The organism is Thalassotalea agarivorans (assembly GCF_030295955.1).
Classification (GTDB): domain Bacteria; phylum Pseudomonadota; class Gammaproteobacteria; order Enterobacterales; family Alteromonadaceae; genus Thalassotalea_D; species Thalassotalea_D agarivorans.
Genome location: NZ_AP027363.1, coordinates 3051622 through 3068315 on the forward strand (window position 1 = coordinate 3051622; position 16694 = coordinate 3068315).

15 protein-coding genes and 1 pseudogene are annotated in these 16694 nt (G+C 42.6%); 9 read left to right on the forward strand and 7 right to left on the reverse strand.

Annotation, left to right across the window (positions count from 1 at the left end):
* Positions 1-22 precede the first annotated feature (22 nt).
* On the forward strand, positions 23-1162 hold the full coding sequence (gene queG / locus QUD85_RS13945; RefSeq protein WP_093328490.1) for a tRNA epoxyqueuosine(34) reductase QueG: 1140 nt from the start codon (positions 23-25) through the stop codon (positions 1160-1162).
* A 28-nt stretch (positions 1163-1190) separates the two neighbouring features.
* Here the strand turns inward: queG and QUD85_RS13950 are convergent, their stop codons facing one another.
* The 6 genes from QUD85_RS13950 to cyaY are packed head-to-tail and all read right to left on the reverse strand — an operon-like array spanning position 1191 to position 7330.
* A complete protein-coding gene (locus QUD85_RS13950; RefSeq protein WP_143047932.1) occupies positions 1191-2768 on the reverse strand; it encodes a hypothetical protein in 1578 nt (525 codons plus the stop codon).
* Between the two features lie 39 nt (positions 2769-2807).
* Positions 2808-3992 carry a heme biosynthesis HemY N-terminal domain-containing protein gene (locus QUD85_RS13955; protein WP_093328493.1) on the reverse strand — a complete coding sequence of 395 codons (1185 nt, stop codon included), beginning with the start codon at positions 3990-3992 and terminating at the stop codon, positions 2808-2810.
* Positions 3989-5320, reverse strand: a complete 1332-nt coding sequence (locus QUD85_RS13960; protein ID WP_093328495.1) for a uroporphyrinogen-III C-methyltransferase — start codon at positions 5318-5320, stop codon at positions 3989-3991. Before QUD85_RS13960 ends, QUD85_RS13955 begins: the two co-directional genes overlap by 4 nt.
* A gap of 5 nt (positions 5321-5325) precedes the next feature.
* A complete protein-coding gene (locus tag QUD85_RS13965) occupies positions 5326-6066 on the reverse strand; it encodes a uroporphyrinogen-III synthase (RefSeq protein ID WP_093328496.1) in 741 nt (246 codons plus the stop codon).
* Positions 6056-6985, reverse strand: coding sequence for a hydroxymethylbilane synthase (gene hemC, locus QUD85_RS13970; protein WP_093328498.1), 930 nt, complete (start codon positions 6983-6985; stop codon positions 6056-6058). The genes QUD85_RS13965 and hemC overlap by 11 nt, the downstream gene beginning before the upstream one ends.
* Before the next feature lie 12 nt (positions 6986-6997).
* Positions 6998-7330: an iron donor protein CyaY gene (cyaY, locus tag QUD85_RS13975; RefSeq protein WP_093328499.1), complete on the reverse strand. Its 333-nt coding sequence runs from the start codon at positions 7328-7330 to the stop codon at positions 6998-7000.
* Between the two features lie 109 nt (positions 7331-7439).
* Here cyaY and lptM point away from each other — a divergent pair, with 109 nt between their 5' ends.
* The 7 genes and pseudogenes from lptM to QUD85_RS14010 all read left to right on the forward strand — a co-directional run bounded on the left by lptM (position 7440) and on the right by QUD85_RS14010 (position 13819).
* Positions 7440-7589 (forward strand): LPS translocon maturation chaperone LptM, encoded by a 150-nt coding sequence (lptM, locus tag QUD85_RS13980; protein WP_245732081.1) that lies wholly within the window; start codon positions 7440-7442, stop codon positions 7587-7589.
* 10 nt (positions 7590-7599) lie between these two features.
* Entirely contained in the window at positions 7600-8847 is a 1248-nt protein-coding gene (gene lysA / locus QUD85_RS13985; protein WP_093328501.1) for a diaminopimelate decarboxylase, read from the forward strand.
* A complete protein-coding gene (gene dapF / locus QUD85_RS13990; RefSeq protein WP_093328502.1) occupies positions 8847-9698 on the forward strand; it encodes a diaminopimelate epimerase in 852 nt (283 codons plus the stop codon). Before lysA ends, dapF begins: the two co-directional genes overlap by 1 nt.
* A pseudogene (locus tag QUD85_RS13995) lies at positions 9695-10375 on the forward strand (DUF484 family protein). Before dapF ends, QUD85_RS13995 begins: the two are co-directional and overlap by 4 nt.
* A gap of 14 nt (positions 10376-10389) precedes the next feature.
* On the forward strand, positions 10390-11097 hold the full coding sequence (locus tag QUD85_RS14000; protein ID WP_093328505.1) for an HAD-IA family hydrolase: 708 nt from the start codon (positions 10390-10392) through the stop codon (positions 11095-11097).
* Positions 11098-11106: 9 nt separating this feature from the next.
* The gene (gene uvrD, locus QUD85_RS14005) at positions 11107-13281 is read left to right on the forward strand and encodes a DNA helicase II (protein ID WP_093328507.1); all 2175 of its coding nucleotides are present in this window, start codon (positions 11107-11109) and stop codon (positions 13279-13281) included.
* 271 nt (positions 13282-13552) lie between these two features.
* Positions 13553-13819, forward strand: coding sequence for a hypothetical protein (locus QUD85_RS14010; RefSeq protein WP_093328753.1), 267 nt, complete (start codon positions 13553-13555; stop codon positions 13817-13819).
* A gap of 4 nt (positions 13820-13823) precedes the next feature.
* Here the strand turns inward: QUD85_RS14010 and rarD are convergent, their stop codons facing one another.
* Positions 13824-14711, reverse strand: a complete 888-nt coding sequence (rarD, locus tag QUD85_RS14015; protein WP_093328508.1) for an EamA family transporter RarD — start codon at positions 14709-14711, stop codon at positions 13824-13826.
* Positions 14712-14839: 128 nt separating this feature from the next.
* On the opposite strand from rarD, the gene recQ reads away from it, so the two are divergent.
* The gene (gene recQ / locus QUD85_RS14020; protein ID WP_093328510.1) at positions 14840-16666 is read left to right on the forward strand and encodes a DNA helicase RecQ; all 1827 of its coding nucleotides are present in this window, start codon (positions 14840-14842) and stop codon (positions 16664-16666) included.
* The last annotated feature ends 28 nt before the right edge of the window (positions 16667-16694 follow it).

Here is a 16694-nt window from a genome sequence, read left to right on the forward strand (position 1 = left end):
ACTTGTCTTTACTTACATTATTGTGGCCGAACCTACTATCAACTATCAGCAATTGGCAGAAAAAATCAAGTCCTGGGGCGAGGAACTTGGATTTGCTGGTGTGGGTATTTGTGGTATCGATTTAGCAGAACACGAAAAGCCTTTACTTGATTGGCTCGACAATAATTACCATGGCAGCATGGATTACATGGCAAGACATGGTCTGATGCGAGCGCGCGCTTATGAGCTTGTGCCTGGTACACTTCGCGTTGTTAGTGTGCGCATGAATTACCTGCCTGAAGGTGCTAAATTCGCCCAAACATTAAAGCAGCCCGACAAAGCTTACGTCAGCCGTTATGCACTTGGTCGAGACTATCACAAGTTAATGCGCAAGCGATTGAAGCAACTGGGCGAAAAAATTAAGTCGCATTGTGCAAGTTTCAATTACCGTCCTTTCGTTGACTCCGCGCCTGTATTAGAAAGGCCACTAGCGGAAAATGCTGGGCTAGGTTGGGTTGGCAAACACAGTTTAGTCATTGACGAAAAATCTGGCTCTTGGTTTTTTCTTGGCGAATTACTCGTAGATATTCCACTGCCAGTAGATACTAAACCAGAAAATAAATGTGGTAGCTGCGTTGCTTGTATGACAATTTGCCCCACCGGAGCCATTGTTGAACCATATGTGGTCGATGCTCGAAAGTGTATTTCTTACCTAACCATCGAACACAAAGGCGTTATTGATGAAGCGCTACGGCCATTGATGGGAAATAGAATATATGGCTGCGATGATTGCCAACTCATTTGTCCTTGGAATAAATACGCAAGCTTATCGAATGAGAGCGATTTTCAGTCTCGTCATAACCTTGATAACAGCAACCTTCTCGATTTATTTGCCTTTGATGAGCCAACCTTCATGAAAACATTTGAAGGCTCTCCCATTAGGCGTATTGGTATCGATGCATGGCATCGTAATATTGCCATAGCATTAGGCAACGCCCCCTACCAACAAGAAGTTGTTGACGCACTCGAACAAAAACTCTCTCAATGCAGCGATTTAGTCGCTGAACACGTGACTTGGGCTTTGCATCAGCAACACAAAAAGGCAACGTTGGTGGTTGAACCAAAACGCCAAACTTTACGGCTTATACGTGCCGTTGAAAAGGGCCTACCCCGCGATGCGTGATTACGACAGTTTCCGTGTCGAAAGCTAGTTAGATGGCTTTCGCGTAGGCCACAAGGTCCGCTAAGTTTGCCTGCAATCGCTCAAAAAATTCTTCGTTGATGTGCGCCTGATGAACAACCATTTCATCTAGCGTTGTTTGTAGCTGACCCGCCGCCATAATATGCGCGACAACAAGCATATCATTTAAGACATCCTTTACTTGTTTCGCATCTTCTTGCTGCCAATATTTTCTTAAGCGCTCGATATCATTGGATAGTTGTTTCGGGTATTCAAGCAACATCATCGAAGCCAGTTCAGCGCTGCCCTGATTTGCTATAAATTGCTCAAAATCAAAAGGCTGCTCATCCAACTGTTTTTCTATCGTTTTGTTTTCATTATCTTCTGACGCTTGCTTAGCTTGCTCTGAAAAAGCTTCGTTGCTGATGACAGATAACGCAGGTTTGTCGCTAACAAACCTTTGCTGCTCTCTATACTTGGATAACAGTAACTGCTTCTGTTCTTTTTCACTTTCCAGCGCAGTTTCTAACCGGTCGACATGTCGTTGTAATTTGCTCGCAACTTCACCTTGATTTGACAAGTCTTGTTCTAACGCCGCTATAACACCCTGTTGTTCAAGTGCTTTGTGCTGCTCTGCCGCAATTTTATTATTGGCATTAACGGTAAACTTCACACTTTGTGAAATTTGCCACGCCAATAGTAACCACAGCACGATAAAGATAAAAACAAACGCCAGCAATACATACCCTATATCAAAGCCCAATGTAGTTTCCAACAAGTCCAACATGGGTGAGGATGGTGCTGCTAGGTAACTTGGTTGCGTATCGAATAGCGTGTTTTCAAGCAGTAAAACATTACTCAAGTATGGCTGTGCGATTCGAATGTAGCCTCGCCATTTGCCTACGATATTGTATTGCTGTTTGATACGGCTTTCTGTGTCTTGATAAGCTGCACGAAACTGCGCGGTAACACCGGGGCGCGCTAAAATAGCCTGATATTGATTTTGAACTTGCTGAAATTTCTGCTCGAGCCGCGTTATTTGATCGCCGCTGGTATGCACAGATAGATTGCTAACATGCCATTGCAACTGCTCAACATATAGCAAAGCTTGCTGTAGTTGTATTTGCAAACGCTGTGCAGATGATGAGGCACTTTTGATGCTCGTTTGCTGTAATTGCGTTTGAACATAAAGTTCAGACAGGGCAGCGTTGACGTCGATTTTTAGTTGCTGATTTACCTTGCCTGCCTGCACTAAACGATTAATCAGCGCTTTCGTTTTCGTATAGCCAAAGTAGTTTCTCAAACTTGTATCTAGGGTCAGCCTACCTTGGCTTGCAAGTAAAAATGAAGAAATTTGCTGATGGTATTCCTGCCAGTCTTTATTTGGTTGAGACGCCAGCATGTCATTTATTGCGCGTAAGGTTTTTCTAAACGCTTGGTAGTCACTTTCAGCATGAATAATTGATTTTTTATCAGGAGAAGTATGCCATGAAGACTGCGTTTGAAAGTTACTAACAAACAAAAACGCGTAGCCAATAATCAGCATAGTTACTAGCAAGATAGCGATTGCTAAGGAGCGTAGATAAAAATGCCGACGTATGTTGTTCATAGTTCCTCCGAGTTAATCCTCAACCCCGAGGATTAACCATTATTTTTTTGCTGCCAACGCGTTGTATGCCTCAGCATGTCTATTTTGTTGTGCTAGCGCTTTTGCTATCGCATCATAGTCTTGCGAAAGTGGCTTAACATCCGATTGATTAAAAATGCTATTGAATGCTTTCTCTGCCGTATCCCATTGCTCTGTAGCAAGCGCTAAGTGCCCCATGCATCTTAACCATTTAGTGCTTTTAGGGTCTTTACTTAAATGCTTCTGCACAACCTGCATCAACGGTTCTGCACTTGCATTCGGAAGCGTGACAATCTGTTGCAAAAATCGATCAGACGCATCACTTTTCACAATAGGTAGCAATACATCTGTTAATTGATCCGATATTTTATGTTTAGCCAATATCTGACAATAACTCAACACCATCATTTCCCTATTTTTAACCTTTCTAGGTAAGGTGCTGAAAAAGTTAACTAATGCGTTTTTGTCCTGTTGAATTAATATTTCTTCAAAGGCTCCGTAATAGGCAACTTTTTCCCAATGTTGAAGTGTATTGTCACTGATCTCTTTTTGTTTTCTTGCCAACGCGATGTGTGACACGGCGGTTTGATAGCGCTTTTCAATTAAACATAGATCAATTTCTTGGGTAAGCAATCTGTAATCGTGACCTAGTTGTTTATGATGTTCGTCCAACAGTGCACGAGCCTCTTCTAGCGCATCAGCGTTAATAAGCAGTTTTGCCTGAACAATGATTGCATCTAGCCCCGTAACTTTTAACGAGTCACGCATTTTTTGCACCTGCTCTACGTAATGTTTTGCGTTGGTACGTTCATTCTGTTTTTGTGCTGCATCTGCCGCCATTAAATAGGCACTTTGCTCAAACTGCGATTTTTCTGCGCTACGCACTAAAAGATGTTCGGCATTAACATTGTCTTGCAATATATAGGCTGCTACGCCTTTGTTGAAATCTCTGCGTGCGCGGCGTTGACCTGCAAACACGACTTTATTCCACGCGCCAAAGCTCAAAGTCAAACCATGTCGTAATAAGCGCAATACGATAAGAAAAAGCAGTAATACAAAAATGAGCATAATTGCCGCATATACAACGGTCGTTTCATAGGTTGTATTACCCATTGCAACAAGGACATAGCCTTTTTCACCAATTAAAATAGGTGCAAGTGCAACTAGGACTAGAAAGAACACGACCCATAAAAAGGCTTTAATCATATTGCCTCCTGATCGTCCTTAGACGATACAACTGGCTCTGGTTTCTCTTCTTCGCCAGGCTGGAGGTCGCTCTCTTCTATAGCATTAGGTAGAGACTCTATTTCTGCTTCACGAGTGTTATCTTCAGGTTCTACTAGATGGTCGATGTTTTTATCATCCAATAACGCTCTAACCGCTTTCAATGCATCCAATTCGGTTGGCAATTGCACGGTAATTAGCTCACTTTTGAGTAATTGAATGGATTGATAAAAACGTTGATTTACGACTTGGTCCATATCAAAAAATTGCTCCATCCACGATTGGATTTCTGCTAATTCTTGATCATAAATAGACTGATTTTCTTGCGTCACCGCCCATTTTGCCATTTGAATTTTTAGGCTAACATTGTGGCGCAAATTTTCTTGATATTTGGGCTCCATTAAAGGCTTCACATTACCTTTGCGGGTGGTGATTTTGATAAAATCTTTAGTAAACCTATTCCAAGAACGTCGCAAGTTTTCTTGCCAGTCGCCTATATCTTCCGATAACTCAAAGGTATTTTCTGCTTCAGCACTTTCGGGAATATAAACCATGGCAAAAGGTAATTGAGGTAACTGACTATCTAAAGCCATTAGCTTCAATATCACTTGCTCTTTATTTGTAGGCGGTAAGAGGTTTAGTGTTTCAATATCTTGTTGTATGACTTTGCGCAGAGGCAAATATTGAGGATTGTTTAATTCTTCTAAACGCTTGTTAGCATCTTTTAGTAATGATATTGCTGCTTGAGTGTCGTGCGACAACCACAATGTTCGCCCAGCTATTCTGATCAGATACTCTACTTCATATAGCAACCAATCACTTGGCTGATTTTGACGCAAAATATGCACCTGTTGCTTTAAAGACGCCATTTCCTCTAGGTAAGACGCTTTTTCTTGCGCGAACATTTCAGAAAGTCGCTTATCAAAAGTATTTTTTTGCACACTCAACATTTGTTCAGTTTGCTGTTTTAGCTGTGCAGTATCATTGTTTAATGTTGTACGAATTTCTTGTGCTAATTTTTGTTGTGCCAAGGTTAACCAATAATAAACACCGGCTGCCGAAGCGACCGCCAATATAGCTAATAAAAATGCAAACACGGCTGTTTTTGAACGTTTTCTATCGCTACTTGCAGTATTTGAAGTTCGTAAACTCGCTGAAGGTTTTTTTGAAGCAACCGTTGTTTTTTTTGCAGTCGTGGTTTTTTGTTGACCAGCGGTAGTTGTCTTCTCAGCGGACTTATCTTCATTTTTCTCAGGCGCAGCCTTGGGTGTATTTGCTTTTTCGTCTGCTGACTTTTTGGTATCTGTCATTGAATTTATCCAATCATTGCAAGTTGCTTACAAATCGCTTCATCGCTAGCGCCATTTGCTACGGACACTTGCTTAAATCCCATCGAGTTTGCCGCATTTAAAATGCGTTTACTCGGCACGACAATTTGACAATCTGTTAACCAATACGCTTTATATTCACTATATTGTAGCGCTTTAAATAAGTGATTTAGCATGTGTTCGCTTGTCACTACAATACAATTTATCCCCTCGATGTACCAATTTTTTACATCGTTTTCATGAATTTGCTGCCAATCTTTTGCATAGCTTTCAATATAGCTTACGAGGTTGTTTTTGGCGGTTAAACGCTCAAACAGTAATTCCCGACCTGCTTCACCGCGGACAATATAGATTGGTGTGTTACTAAGCGCATCTATTTGAGGCATTGCGAGCAGACCCTCGCTATTTTGTTGCGTCGGAGATAAGCATTGTATGCCGCATTGTGCAAGCGCATTGGCCGTTGCATCACCAATCGCAAACACTTGTGTCATTGGCCAATCAGATAACGGCAAACGCTGTTGCGCACATTGCACTGCTGCTACGCTCACAAAAATAAACACACCAGCTTTTGTTGGCACCTCAGCATCTTGATTTGGCTGATAGCGAAACAATGGATACACGATTGTAGTGGCAACTTTTTCGGCCAATCGTCGTGTAATTGATTCAGCTAGTTTCTCGCCCGAAGGCATCGGGCGAGTTACCAACACGTTAAGTAGACTATTTGTCATAGACCTCTTTTAGAATCTTATCTGCACCTGCATCTAAAAGTTCGTTTGCTAGCGCTAAACCAAGTTGTTCTGCCTCAGATACATCGCCGCTAACGTCTGCTGTAAGCATAGAATCACCATCGATTGAGCCTACTAATCCGCGCAGCCACAAACGTTCATTTTCAAGCGTGGCGTAACTACCAATAGGTACTTGGCAACCCCCTTCAAGCGCTCTATTCATTGCTCTTTCAGCCAACACACGTACTCTTGTTTGCTGACACTCCAACGGTGCTAAAAGCGCTTTTGTTGTCTCATCATCGACACGGCATTCAATACCTACTGCCCCTTGCCCATTTGCGGGTAGCATGGTTTCTGGCGCAATGTACTCGCTAATTCGTTCGGGCATTTCTAAACGAATAAGGCCAGCTGAAGCTAGTATAATGGCGTCATATTCTCCATTATCGAGCTTTGCTAGGCGCGTATTTACGTTGCCTCGAAGATCTTTGATTACAAGGTCAGGGCGCATCGCTCTTAATTGACATTGTCTACGCAGACTGCTGGTTCCAACAACTGCACCTTGAGGTAAATCTGCCAACGTGTTGTAGTCATTAGAGACGAACGCATCTCTTGGATCTTCACGCGGACAAATCACTTCAAGCCCAAGGCCAGGAGGAAAGTCTACCGGCACATCTTTCATAGAATGCACAGCAATATCTGCGCGGCCTTCTAACATGGCAACTTCTAGTTCTTTGACAAACAGTCCTTTACCACCCACTTTTGCTAGCGGGGTATCTAGGATAATGTCACCTTTGGTCGTCATAGGTAACAATTCGACAACGATGTCTGAATGAAAATGCTCTAATTGAGCTTTTACATACTCAGCCTGCCACATCGCCAATGCACTCTTGCGTGTTGCGATACGAATACGTTTTTCTTGCATTATTAAAACCTTTTATGCGCCACGTAAATCAACATGAATACCCGATTGTTTCTCTATCGCTGCTGAGATGAACTGCCAAAACTCGCCGCCTCCGCGTTTGTCTAACCAAATATCATCGGTAAACGCAAAATGATGGCCGTTGAACTTAGTTGCCACCCAAATTTCATGGAGCGGTGCTTGCTTATTAATAATAATCTTAGAACCATCGACAAAAGTAAGTGATAACTTACCGCCTACCGATTCATAATCAAGCTCTTCATCTTGCTCTTCAAAGGCTTCTTCAACTGCTTCTTCTATTGCTAACAACAATTCATCAGCCATCAAATTGTATTGGCTATCGTTCATTTCATACCCTTTTTAAAAAAAATCTTCTTTGCAGTGGAAATCTTGTATTCATGTGATTATAAAACGACTATCATGTGAAAAACATCGATAAACGCAAAATACTTCGCAAATGTTGAAAAAAATTTGTGCACTATGCACCCTACTACTGTTGTGTGGTTGTGGCCTAAAAGGGCCGCTTTACTTGGACGAGCCAAAACCTGAAAAGAGTAGTGAACAAACTCAACCGGAAGAACCAGCAAAAGACGAACAAGAGAAGTAGGAATTAAGCAGTGGATTTTTTCAATTACCAAGCGCAGCAACTACATGCTGAAGACTGTGCCGTTTCCGCGCTTGTTAAGCAGCACGGAACGCCTCTATACATATATTCAAAAGCGACGATTGAACGCCATTGGCATGCTTTCAACAACGCAGCAGGTTCGCATCCACATCTAGTATGCTATGCGGTAAAAGCAAACAGCAACTTAGCGGTGCTTAGTTTGATGGCTAAAATGGGGTCGGGATTCGATATTGTATCGCAAGGCGAATTAGCCCGAGTTATTGCCGCTGGTGGCGATCCGGGTAAAACCGTGTTTTCGGGGGTTGGAAAAAAATCCAGTGAAATAGCCTATGCTTTAAAGCATGGCATCCACTGTATTAACATTGAATCAGTGGCAGAACTTGATCGCATTCAAACTGTTGCCAGCGAACTTGATATAAAAGCGCCTGTGTCATTTCGCGTAAATCCAGATGTAGACGCCGGTACGCATCCCTATATTTCTACAGGCTTAAGTGAAAACAAGTTTGGCGTAAGCATTGATGATGCAGAAGCGATTTATCTTCAAGCATCAAAAATGTCTCACATTAATATTCAAGGTGTTGATTGCCATATTGGTTCACAACTAACTGAAATTGAACCCTTTATAGATGCATTAGAGCGGGTGCTTTTATTGGTAGACAAACTTGCTGAACAAGGCATTCAATTAAGTCACATAGATGTTGGCGGCGGTCTTGGTGTTCGCTACAAAGATGAACAACCACCAGAACCCGCAGATTATGCAAAAGCGATCATGGAAAAATTAGCCGATCGTGAACTAACCGTTATTTTTGAGCCAGGACGCGCGATCATGGCTAATGCTGGCATATTAGTGACAGAAGTTGAGTTTTTGAAAACCAATGAGAGCAAGAACTTTGCAATTGTCGATGCGGCAATGAATGACATGTTACGACCTGCGTTATATCAAGCATGGCAAGAAATCATTCCTGTGGATTTAAACACCTCTGCACAAGAATCAGTTTACGACATAGTCGGTCCAGTATGTGAAACGGGTGATTTTCTAGGTAAAGATAGAACACTTGCAATCAATGCTGGTGATTTACTAGCCGTAAGAAGCGCCGGCGCTTATGGTTTTACCATGAGCTCTAACTACAATAGCCGTCCACGCGCGGCGGAAGTTATGGTGGATGGTGAGCAAGCACATATTGTGCGTGAACGCGAAACACAAGAACAACTTTGGCAAGGTGAGAAAGTACTACCCTAATGCGAGATAAGCAACAACGAACAACCCTGAACTTTTCAAAGATGCAGGGGCTTGGTAATGATTTTATGGTGTTGGACAACGTGACACAGAATGTGTTTTTGTCTAACGACCAAATAAAACGACTTGCCGATCGAAACTTTGGCGTAGGTTTTGATCAACTGCTTGTTGTTGAACCGCCTTACGATCCGGATCTAGATTTTCACTACCGCATATTTAATGCTGATGGCAGCGAAGTCAGCCAATGTGGTAACGGCGCTCGCTGTTTTGCGAGGTTTGTGCGTCTCAAAGGGCTAACCAACAAAAACAAAATTAGAGTGTCGACGGCCTCTGGTAAAATGACACTTTTTGTCGAGCGAGACGGTAATGTTACCGTTAATATGCCAGTACCTATTTTTGAGCCAAGTAAAGTGCCATTCTCTGCTCAAAAAACAGAAGGAACATACATTCTTCGCAGTGAAGAAGACACCGTTTTTTGTGGTGTAGTATCGATGGGCAACCCACACTGTGTCGTTACGGTTGATTCTGTGAAAACCGCACCAGTAGAGACCCTCGGCCATGCTTTATCGCATCATGAAAGGTTTCCAGAGCAAGCCAATGTTGGTTTTATGGAAATTGTCGAGCCTAATTTCATTAAGCTTCGCGTATATGAAAGGGGCGCAGCCGAAACGCTTGCCTGTGGCAGTGGTGCCTGTGCCGCCGTGGTAGTAGGTCAAATTCAAAAAAAACTAGCCGAGCAAGTGACGGTTGAGCTGCCAGGCGGTAAACTAAAAATATCTTGGAGAGGGCAAGGCCATCCTGTGAAAATGACAGGCCCGGCCGTTCACGTATTCGACGGACAAATGCAGCTATGACAGAACAAACAACAATAACAAACGACGAGCTTACCCTGAATGACGATTTAGTTGTGCAATTTTTGCAAGACGATCCGGAATTCTTTTCTCGCAACCCTCAATTAGTTGCCTCTTTGCGCCTGAATGACGATCGCAGAGGAACGGTATCGTTAGTAGAGCGCCAACAACAACAATTACGAGACAAAGCCAAAGCACTTGAAGAATAGATCACACAGCTACTAACGGTCGCTAGCTACAATGAAAAGTTGTACAAACAGTACAGTGAACTAAACCTTCGTTTGGTTGAATGTATCGACTTAGCATCGCTGATCGATGTATTAGCCAAAGATACGGCGCAAATTATGTCATTAGCGACCATCAAATTGTGGCTCAAGCAACAACCTGCTGTCGCGCACAATGCCCTAGTAAAAGAGGACGCTTCTGCTATTTTGGATAGCAAACTCACTAAAGATGACTACTATTTTGGGCGCTTGCAACAAAGCGAACAAATGACGCTTTTTAATGCTGAACTTAATGGTTCGGTTGTACTAGTGAAACTAACAAATGGTGAAGATGTGTTAGGTATCCTTGCCTTCCAAAGTGAAGATGCAGAGCATTTTGACCCGCGCATGGATACCTTGTTACTCGACCAGTTCAAACAGCTTGTGGCAAAACTCATCGTCAAACTGTCGGATTAATATTTGAGGCCGCGGTGATTATTTATAAACGATTGACACCAATTAAAGCGATAAGCTTTGATTTAGATGACACGCTTTATGAAAATCACCCTCAGATGCTGGCTTGCTATCAACAAATGTTGACTTTTTTTAAGCAGCATTTGGGTGGCGACAGAGTCTACGATCATGCCTTTTGGATCCCGTTTAGGAATCAAGCCGTTGTCGAAAACGAACGCATTCGACATGATGTAGGCAAATTGCGTTTGCAATCCTATTATTTAGGTATTCAATCGCTCGGCTATGATAAAAACGAAGCGCTTAAGCTTGCTGAGCAGGCAATGGCCCACTTTTTATTTTGGCGAAGTAATTTTACTGTACCGCAAGAAAGTATTGAGCTGTTAGAGACTCTCAAAAAAAAATACCCCATTGTTGCTATAACCAATGGCAATGTTGACGCAGAAAAAATAGGCATCGCGCGCTATTTTGACGCTATTTTTCACGCAAATGAACAGTATGCATTAAAGCCAGCGCCAGACATGTTCGCCGCAGCATGTCAGCAATTAAACATCACGCCAAATCAACTGTTACATGTTGGCGATTGCGGGCGCTCTGATATATTTGGTGCCGCTAGATATGGTTGCCAAACAGCCTACTTCAATCGCTATGGCATTGGTAAGCCATTAAAAATATTACCAAATATCGCACTTACGAAGGTAAGTGAGTTAGCAAACCTAGTGAGATAAAATTTACCGATGGACGTTTCTGAATTACTTGACGGCTTAAACGATAAGCAACGAGATGCCGTTGCTGCACCACTACAACACATGCTTGTGCTTGCAGGCGCGGGCAGTGGAAAAACGCGCGTATTAGTTCATCGTATTGCTTGGTTAATGCAAGTTGAGCAAGCATCTCCACATAGTATTTTAGCGGTAACCTTTACTAACAAAGCTGCCAGCGAAATGCGCGCAAGAGTAGAATCTTCCGTAGGTGGTAATACACATGGTATGTGGATAGGTACCTTTCACGGCCTAGCACACCGATTACTTCGCATGCATTTTCAAGAAGCAAAACTACCGCAAAGTTTTCAGGTGCTAGATTCTGACGATCAAGTGCGACTACTAAAACGCATTATACGTACGCTAAATTTAGATGAAAAAAAATGGCCTGCGAAGCAAGCGGCTTGGTATATCAATGGTAAAAAGGATGAAGGCCTTAGACCACAGCACATTGATGCTGGTTATGATCCAACCGAGCAAACCTTCATTAACATCTACAAAAATTATCAAGAGACATGTGATCGCTCAGGGTTAGTCGATTTTGCAGAATTGCTCCTTAGAGCCCACGAACTTTGGCTAAACAACCCAATTCTTTTAGCGCATTATCAGCAGCGATTTAAGCATATCTTAGTGGACGAATTTCAAGATACCAACGCCATTCAATATGCTTGGCTGAGTCTTTTAGGACAACAAAGCAGCCGCGTTATGATCGTAGGAGATGACGACCAGTCTATTTATGGCTGGCGTGGCGCAAAAGTTGAAAATATTCAACGATTTTTGGATGATTTTAGTGGTGCAAAGACTATTCGTTTAGAACAAAATTATCGTTCTACCGGTAATATCCTAAAAGCTGCCAACCAACTTATCGCCAATAATAACAACCGTTTAGGTAAAGACCTTTGGACCGATGATAACGCTGGCGACAAAATAGCCATCTATAGTGCGTTTAACGAAATCGATGAAGCTAGATTTATCGCAGGCAGAGCCAAGCACTGGTTTGAAGAACAAGGCAGTTACGATGATATCGCGATACTTTATCGCTCTAACGCGCAATCACGTATTGTTGAAGAAGCCTTAATGCAGGCCAATATTCCGTATCGAATTTATGGTGGTGTGCGCTTTTTCGAGCGTCAAGAAATCAAAGATGCCTTGGCTTATCTGCGTTTAATGAACAATCGTAACGACGATGCAGCATTTGAGCGTATCATCAATACACCAACGCGTGGTATTGGTAATCAAACGCTATCGCTCGTTAGAGATGCAGCAAGATCGCTGGGCAAAACAATGTGGGACACATGTAAGCATATGCTTGCATTGCAAGAGCTAAAGGGCAGAAGTGCCAATGCCATCACTAACTTTGTCAATTTGATCGAGCAATTAGAAGACGACAGTTGCGATTTAAATTTAGATCAACAGGCGAATCATGTGATTCAACACTCGGGTTTAAAGGCGATGTACCAAGCGGAAAAAGGTGAAAAAGCCGAGCGCCGAATTGATAACCTAAATGAGCTTGTAACCGCTTGCCAAACGTTTGAGAAAGATCCTGATTTAGTTGAAGAAGTGTCAGACCTGACGGCGTTTCTGACTCATGCCGCGCTAGAAGCAGGCGAGTCGCAGGCAGATGAATTTGAAAGTGCCGTTCAATTAATGACCATGCACAGTGCTAAAGGCTTGGAATTTCCACTGGTTTTTATTGCCGGCATGGAAGAAGGTATGTTCCCGTCACAGCAGTCTGTTGAAGATATTGGCCGATTAGAAGAAGAAAGGCGTCTTTGTTATGTTGGCATGACACGCGCAATGCAAAAGCTCTACCTTTGCCATGCAGAAGCTAGACGTCTTTATGGTCAGGAAAAATATCATCGTCCATCACGTTTTCTAAAAGAACTTCCTGACGAATGTGTTGAAGAAATTCGCATGCAGTCTCAAGTTTCACGCCCAGCAACCACAGGCCGCTTTGCCAACACCATCACCTTAGAATCATTCGAAAATACCGGATTCAGCCTAGGGCAAAGAGTGTTACATGCCAAGTTTGGTGAAGGCGTTATTCTCAACTATGAAGGAAGCGACGCACAAGCTCGTGTACAAGTAAACTTCGATGAAGTCGGCGTTAAATGGCTGATGGTTTCCTACGCCAACTTGCAAGCAATCTAATACTGCCATTATCGGGACACTCACCTTAAATCCTCCTCAAGTTCCTCTTATCAGGACAGGCACCTTACCTAGAAATTTTAACTAACTAATTAAGGTGCTTCGCAACAATTTCATCAGGTTTTTATGGCAACACATACAGCCACAAAGCGTTAACTCATTGATTTTTATTATATTGATATAAAAATATTGAGTTACAGTGACTGTCCCGATAAGACAATCGCAATTACGATTTGTAACAGTATTGTAAGCGCAAGCTGTTATGCTTTATGGCATGAAACCAGATCGTATTACCGCCATGAGAGACCTCATTATTGAGGTTAGAAATGAATTTCCTTTTGCTTTACCAGAAGCGGAGATTTGTGCGGGCAAATGTGTGGGCTGTCCTAAAAAGCTGCTTGAGCTGGCAGACACAGAATTGACTCATTGGGAAACAGAGCTTGATGCTGGAGAAACACCAAGCTTTGGCGAAATTGCGCGCCTTGGCAAAATGTGTAAGAACATTCGCCGTGGCTTAGTCAGAAACGAGCTTATTCACTAGCGCGTTATTTTCTTCGCGCCCTAAGGTTATCCCAACTAAATACGATTAATGCGAGCCAAATAAATAAAAAGGTATATAGTTTTCCTGCCGCCAATGGCTCTGCATAGTAAAATGTTGCCAACAAAAACATGATACTTGGCCCAACGTACTGGAAAAAGCCTAGCGCTTTAAGCGACAACCTTTTAGCCGCAGCTGTAAAACATAGTAGTGGTGCTGTAGTTACCACGCCGGCACAAATCAACAATACATTTAAGTCCATAGAATTATTAAAAAAGTTACTATGTGGCGTTTCTATATAGCACCAGTATGCTATTGCTATAGGCAACATAATTAATGATTCCACTAACAAGCCGACAAAGGTATCAATCGCCATTTTTTTGCGCATCAATCCATACAAACCGAAACTTGCTGCCAGCGCCAGTGATATTACAGGTAGCGTGCCCAAGGTAATCACTTGGATAGCGACACCAATAAAAGCAAGCGCCACCGCCCAAGCCTGCCACTTTCTCAGTTTCTCATTTAAAAAGACAATACCTAAAAAGACACTAAACAAAGGATTGATGTAATACCCAAGACTGGCATCCAAAATATGGTCTGTATTCACCGCCCATATAAAGATAAACCAATTAATCGCCAGCAAGGTTGCCGACACAAAAAGCCTCTGCATCATGGCTTTGTCGCGCAATACACTGACTACTTGCGTAGTCTTATTCATAGCCACAACGATAACAGCAAGAATCAATACCGCCCATACGACACGATGCATTAGTATTTCTGTTGCGCTAACCTCAGACACCAGCTTGAAATAGATGGGTGCGAAACCCCACATACTGTATGCAAGTAATGCATTAATGGCGCCTTTCTTTGTTTCTGCACTAACGGGATTGTTCATGAATACGAATCGGAAAAAATTTTCTGAATGTTAACATACAAATAGCGATTTCGAGCAGATATTCAGTGAACTTTGTTGTCGAACTAAGGTAAAATTATTGATACAAAAATAAGGCCCGAAAACGGTACATGAATCTCGCTACTGACACATCAACAGAGCAACAACTGCATAACGCACTAAAACAATATTTTGGCTACGAGTCGTTTAGGCCCGGCCAGCTTGACGTGATTAAAGCAATGCTTTCAGGGCAAGATAGTCTTGTACTTATGCCTACCGGTGGCGGTAAATCAATGTGTTACCAGCTGCCTGCAGTTGTTATGCCTGGCATAACCATTGTCGTGTCGCCATTAATCGCATTAATGAAAGATCAAGTAGACGGGTTAACGCGTTCAGGCATCCCCGCGGCTTTCATTAATAGCACGCTGAGCCAACAAGAAATTCACGATATTTTTAGAAAGCTCGGTAGTGGTGACCTAAAGCTGCTATATGTAGCCCCTGAAAGACTCACTCAGCACTATTTCATTGAAGGGTTACAGCAACTGCCAATATCGCTGTTTGCAATAGACGAAGCACATTGTATATCACAATGGGGACATGATTTTCGCCCTGCCTACACACGATTGAACACACTAAAATCGTTAATGCCTCATGTGCCAATGATGGCACTAACCGCAACCGCAGACGTTGCTACACGCAAAGATATTTTGTCTCAGCTTGCGTTGAACAACCCTTTTGTTCACTTAGGCAGTTTTGACCGACCAAATATACGGGTAACTTTGGCAGACAAATTTAATGGCATTGAACAACTTGCAAGTTATATCAAAAAACATCGTCAAGATAGCGGTATTGTCTACTGCAATTCTCGCTGGCAAGTAGAGAACTTAAGCAAAAAATTAGGCGAAAAAGGCATAAACTGTGCGGCTTATCATGCCGGTTTAGAGGCCGAAATTAGGGATTATGTTCAAAATGCATTTACCAAGGATACAATCCAAGTTGTTATTGCCACAGTCGCATTTGGCTTAGGTATTAATAAACCTAATATTCGTTTTGTGGTTCATTTTGAACCACCTAGAACCCTGGAAGGCTACTACCAAGAAATTGGCAGAGCCGGTAGAGATGGGTTGCCTGCAGAAGCCTTATTTCTTTACGACGAAAAAGATGCTCAACGTATAAAAAAGCGGATAGAAGAAGCCGAAGAAAACGGTAGGAATGAGGTTGAATTACAGCGCTTTGATGCAATTCAAGGCTTTATTGATGCCGAAAACTGTCGCAGAAAAGTCGTGCTCAATTACTTTGCCGAGTTTACTGAACAAGCCTGCAATAATTGTGATATTTGTCTAGACCCACCCAGCACGTTCGATGCCACAGAAGCTGCGCAAAAAGTGCTTTCTTGTGTTTTTCGCGTGCAACAAAAAGGCGATATACAGCATATTTTGAATGTATTACGAGGTGTTAAAACCACTCAAGTGACACAAGCCCAGCATGACACACTTTCCACTTTTGCGATTGGCAAAGATCAATCTGCCAGTTACTGGTATTCGATTATTCGTCAACTGATCCATCTTGGTTACCTACAACAAGATATCAGCGCTAAGTCTGCGCTGCAGCTAACTGAAGCTTCGCGAGTGATTCTAAAAGGCGAAAAAACCTTAAGCCTTTCTACACCTCGCCTACAGCAGCTCAGTTATTGGAAGTCTGCAACGGCTAGTAAGCTAATGGATAAAAAATTGTATGCCAAGCTACGCGACTTAAGAAAAGATCTAGCTCGCTCTGAAGATGTAGCGCCTTACATTATCTTTAATGACGCAACCTTATCTGAACTCGCCAAATTAAAACCACGTAACGAACAAAGCATGCTGCGCGTTAGCGGTATTGGTGCGATAAAATTTGCGCGTTATGGTGCGCCTTTCTTGGCCATTATTAATGACCACGAAACCTTCAAATCTAACGCATAAAAAAAGCGCCTTATGGCGCTTTTCTCAT

Excerpts from the sequence above, each read along its gene's own strand:
- QUD85_RS13950 (WP_143047932.1), bottom strand. The coding sequence starts at position 2,768 with ATGAACAACATACGTCGGCATTTTTATCTACGCTCCTTAGCAATCGCT.
- QUD85_RS13955 (WP_093328493.1), bottom strand. The coding sequence starts at position 3,992 with ATGATTAAAGCCTTTTTATGGGTCGTGTTCTTTCTAGTCCTAGTTGCA.
- QUD85_RS13960 (WP_093328495.1), bottom strand. The coding sequence starts at position 5,320 with ATGACAGATACCAAAAAGTCAGCAGACGAAAAAGCAAATACACCCAAG.
- QUD85_RS13965 (WP_093328496.1), bottom strand. The coding sequence starts at position 6,066 with ATGACAAATAGTCTACTTAACGTGTTGGTAACTCGCCCGATGCCTTCG.
- hemC (WP_093328498.1), bottom strand. The coding sequence starts at position 6,985 with ATGCAAGAAAAACGTATTCGTATCGCAACACGCAAGAGTGCATTGGCG.
- cyaY (WP_093328499.1), bottom strand. The coding sequence starts at position 7,330 with ATGAACGATAGCCAATACAATTTGATGGCTGATGAATTGTTGTTAGCA.
- lptM (WP_245732081.1), top strand. The coding sequence starts at position 7,440 with ATGTTGAAAAAAATTTGTGCACTATGCACCCTACTACTGTTGTGTGGT.
- dapF (WP_093328502.1), top strand. The coding sequence starts at position 8,847 with ATGCGAGATAAGCAACAACGAACAACCCTGAACTTTTCAAAGATGCAG.
- uvrD (WP_093328507.1), top strand. The coding sequence starts at position 11,107 with ATGGACGTTTCTGAATTACTTGACGGCTTAAACGATAAGCAACGAGAT.
- QUD85_RS14010 (WP_093328753.1), top strand. The coding sequence starts at position 13,553 with ATGAAACCAGATCGTATTACCGCCATGAGAGACCTCATTATTGAGGTT.
- rarD (WP_093328508.1), bottom strand. The coding sequence starts at position 14,711 with ATGAACAATCCCGTTAGTGCAGAAACAAAGAAAGGCGCCATTAATGCA.
- recQ (WP_093328510.1), top strand. The coding sequence starts at position 14,840 with ATGAATCTCGCTACTGACACATCAACAGAGCAACAACTGCATAACGCA.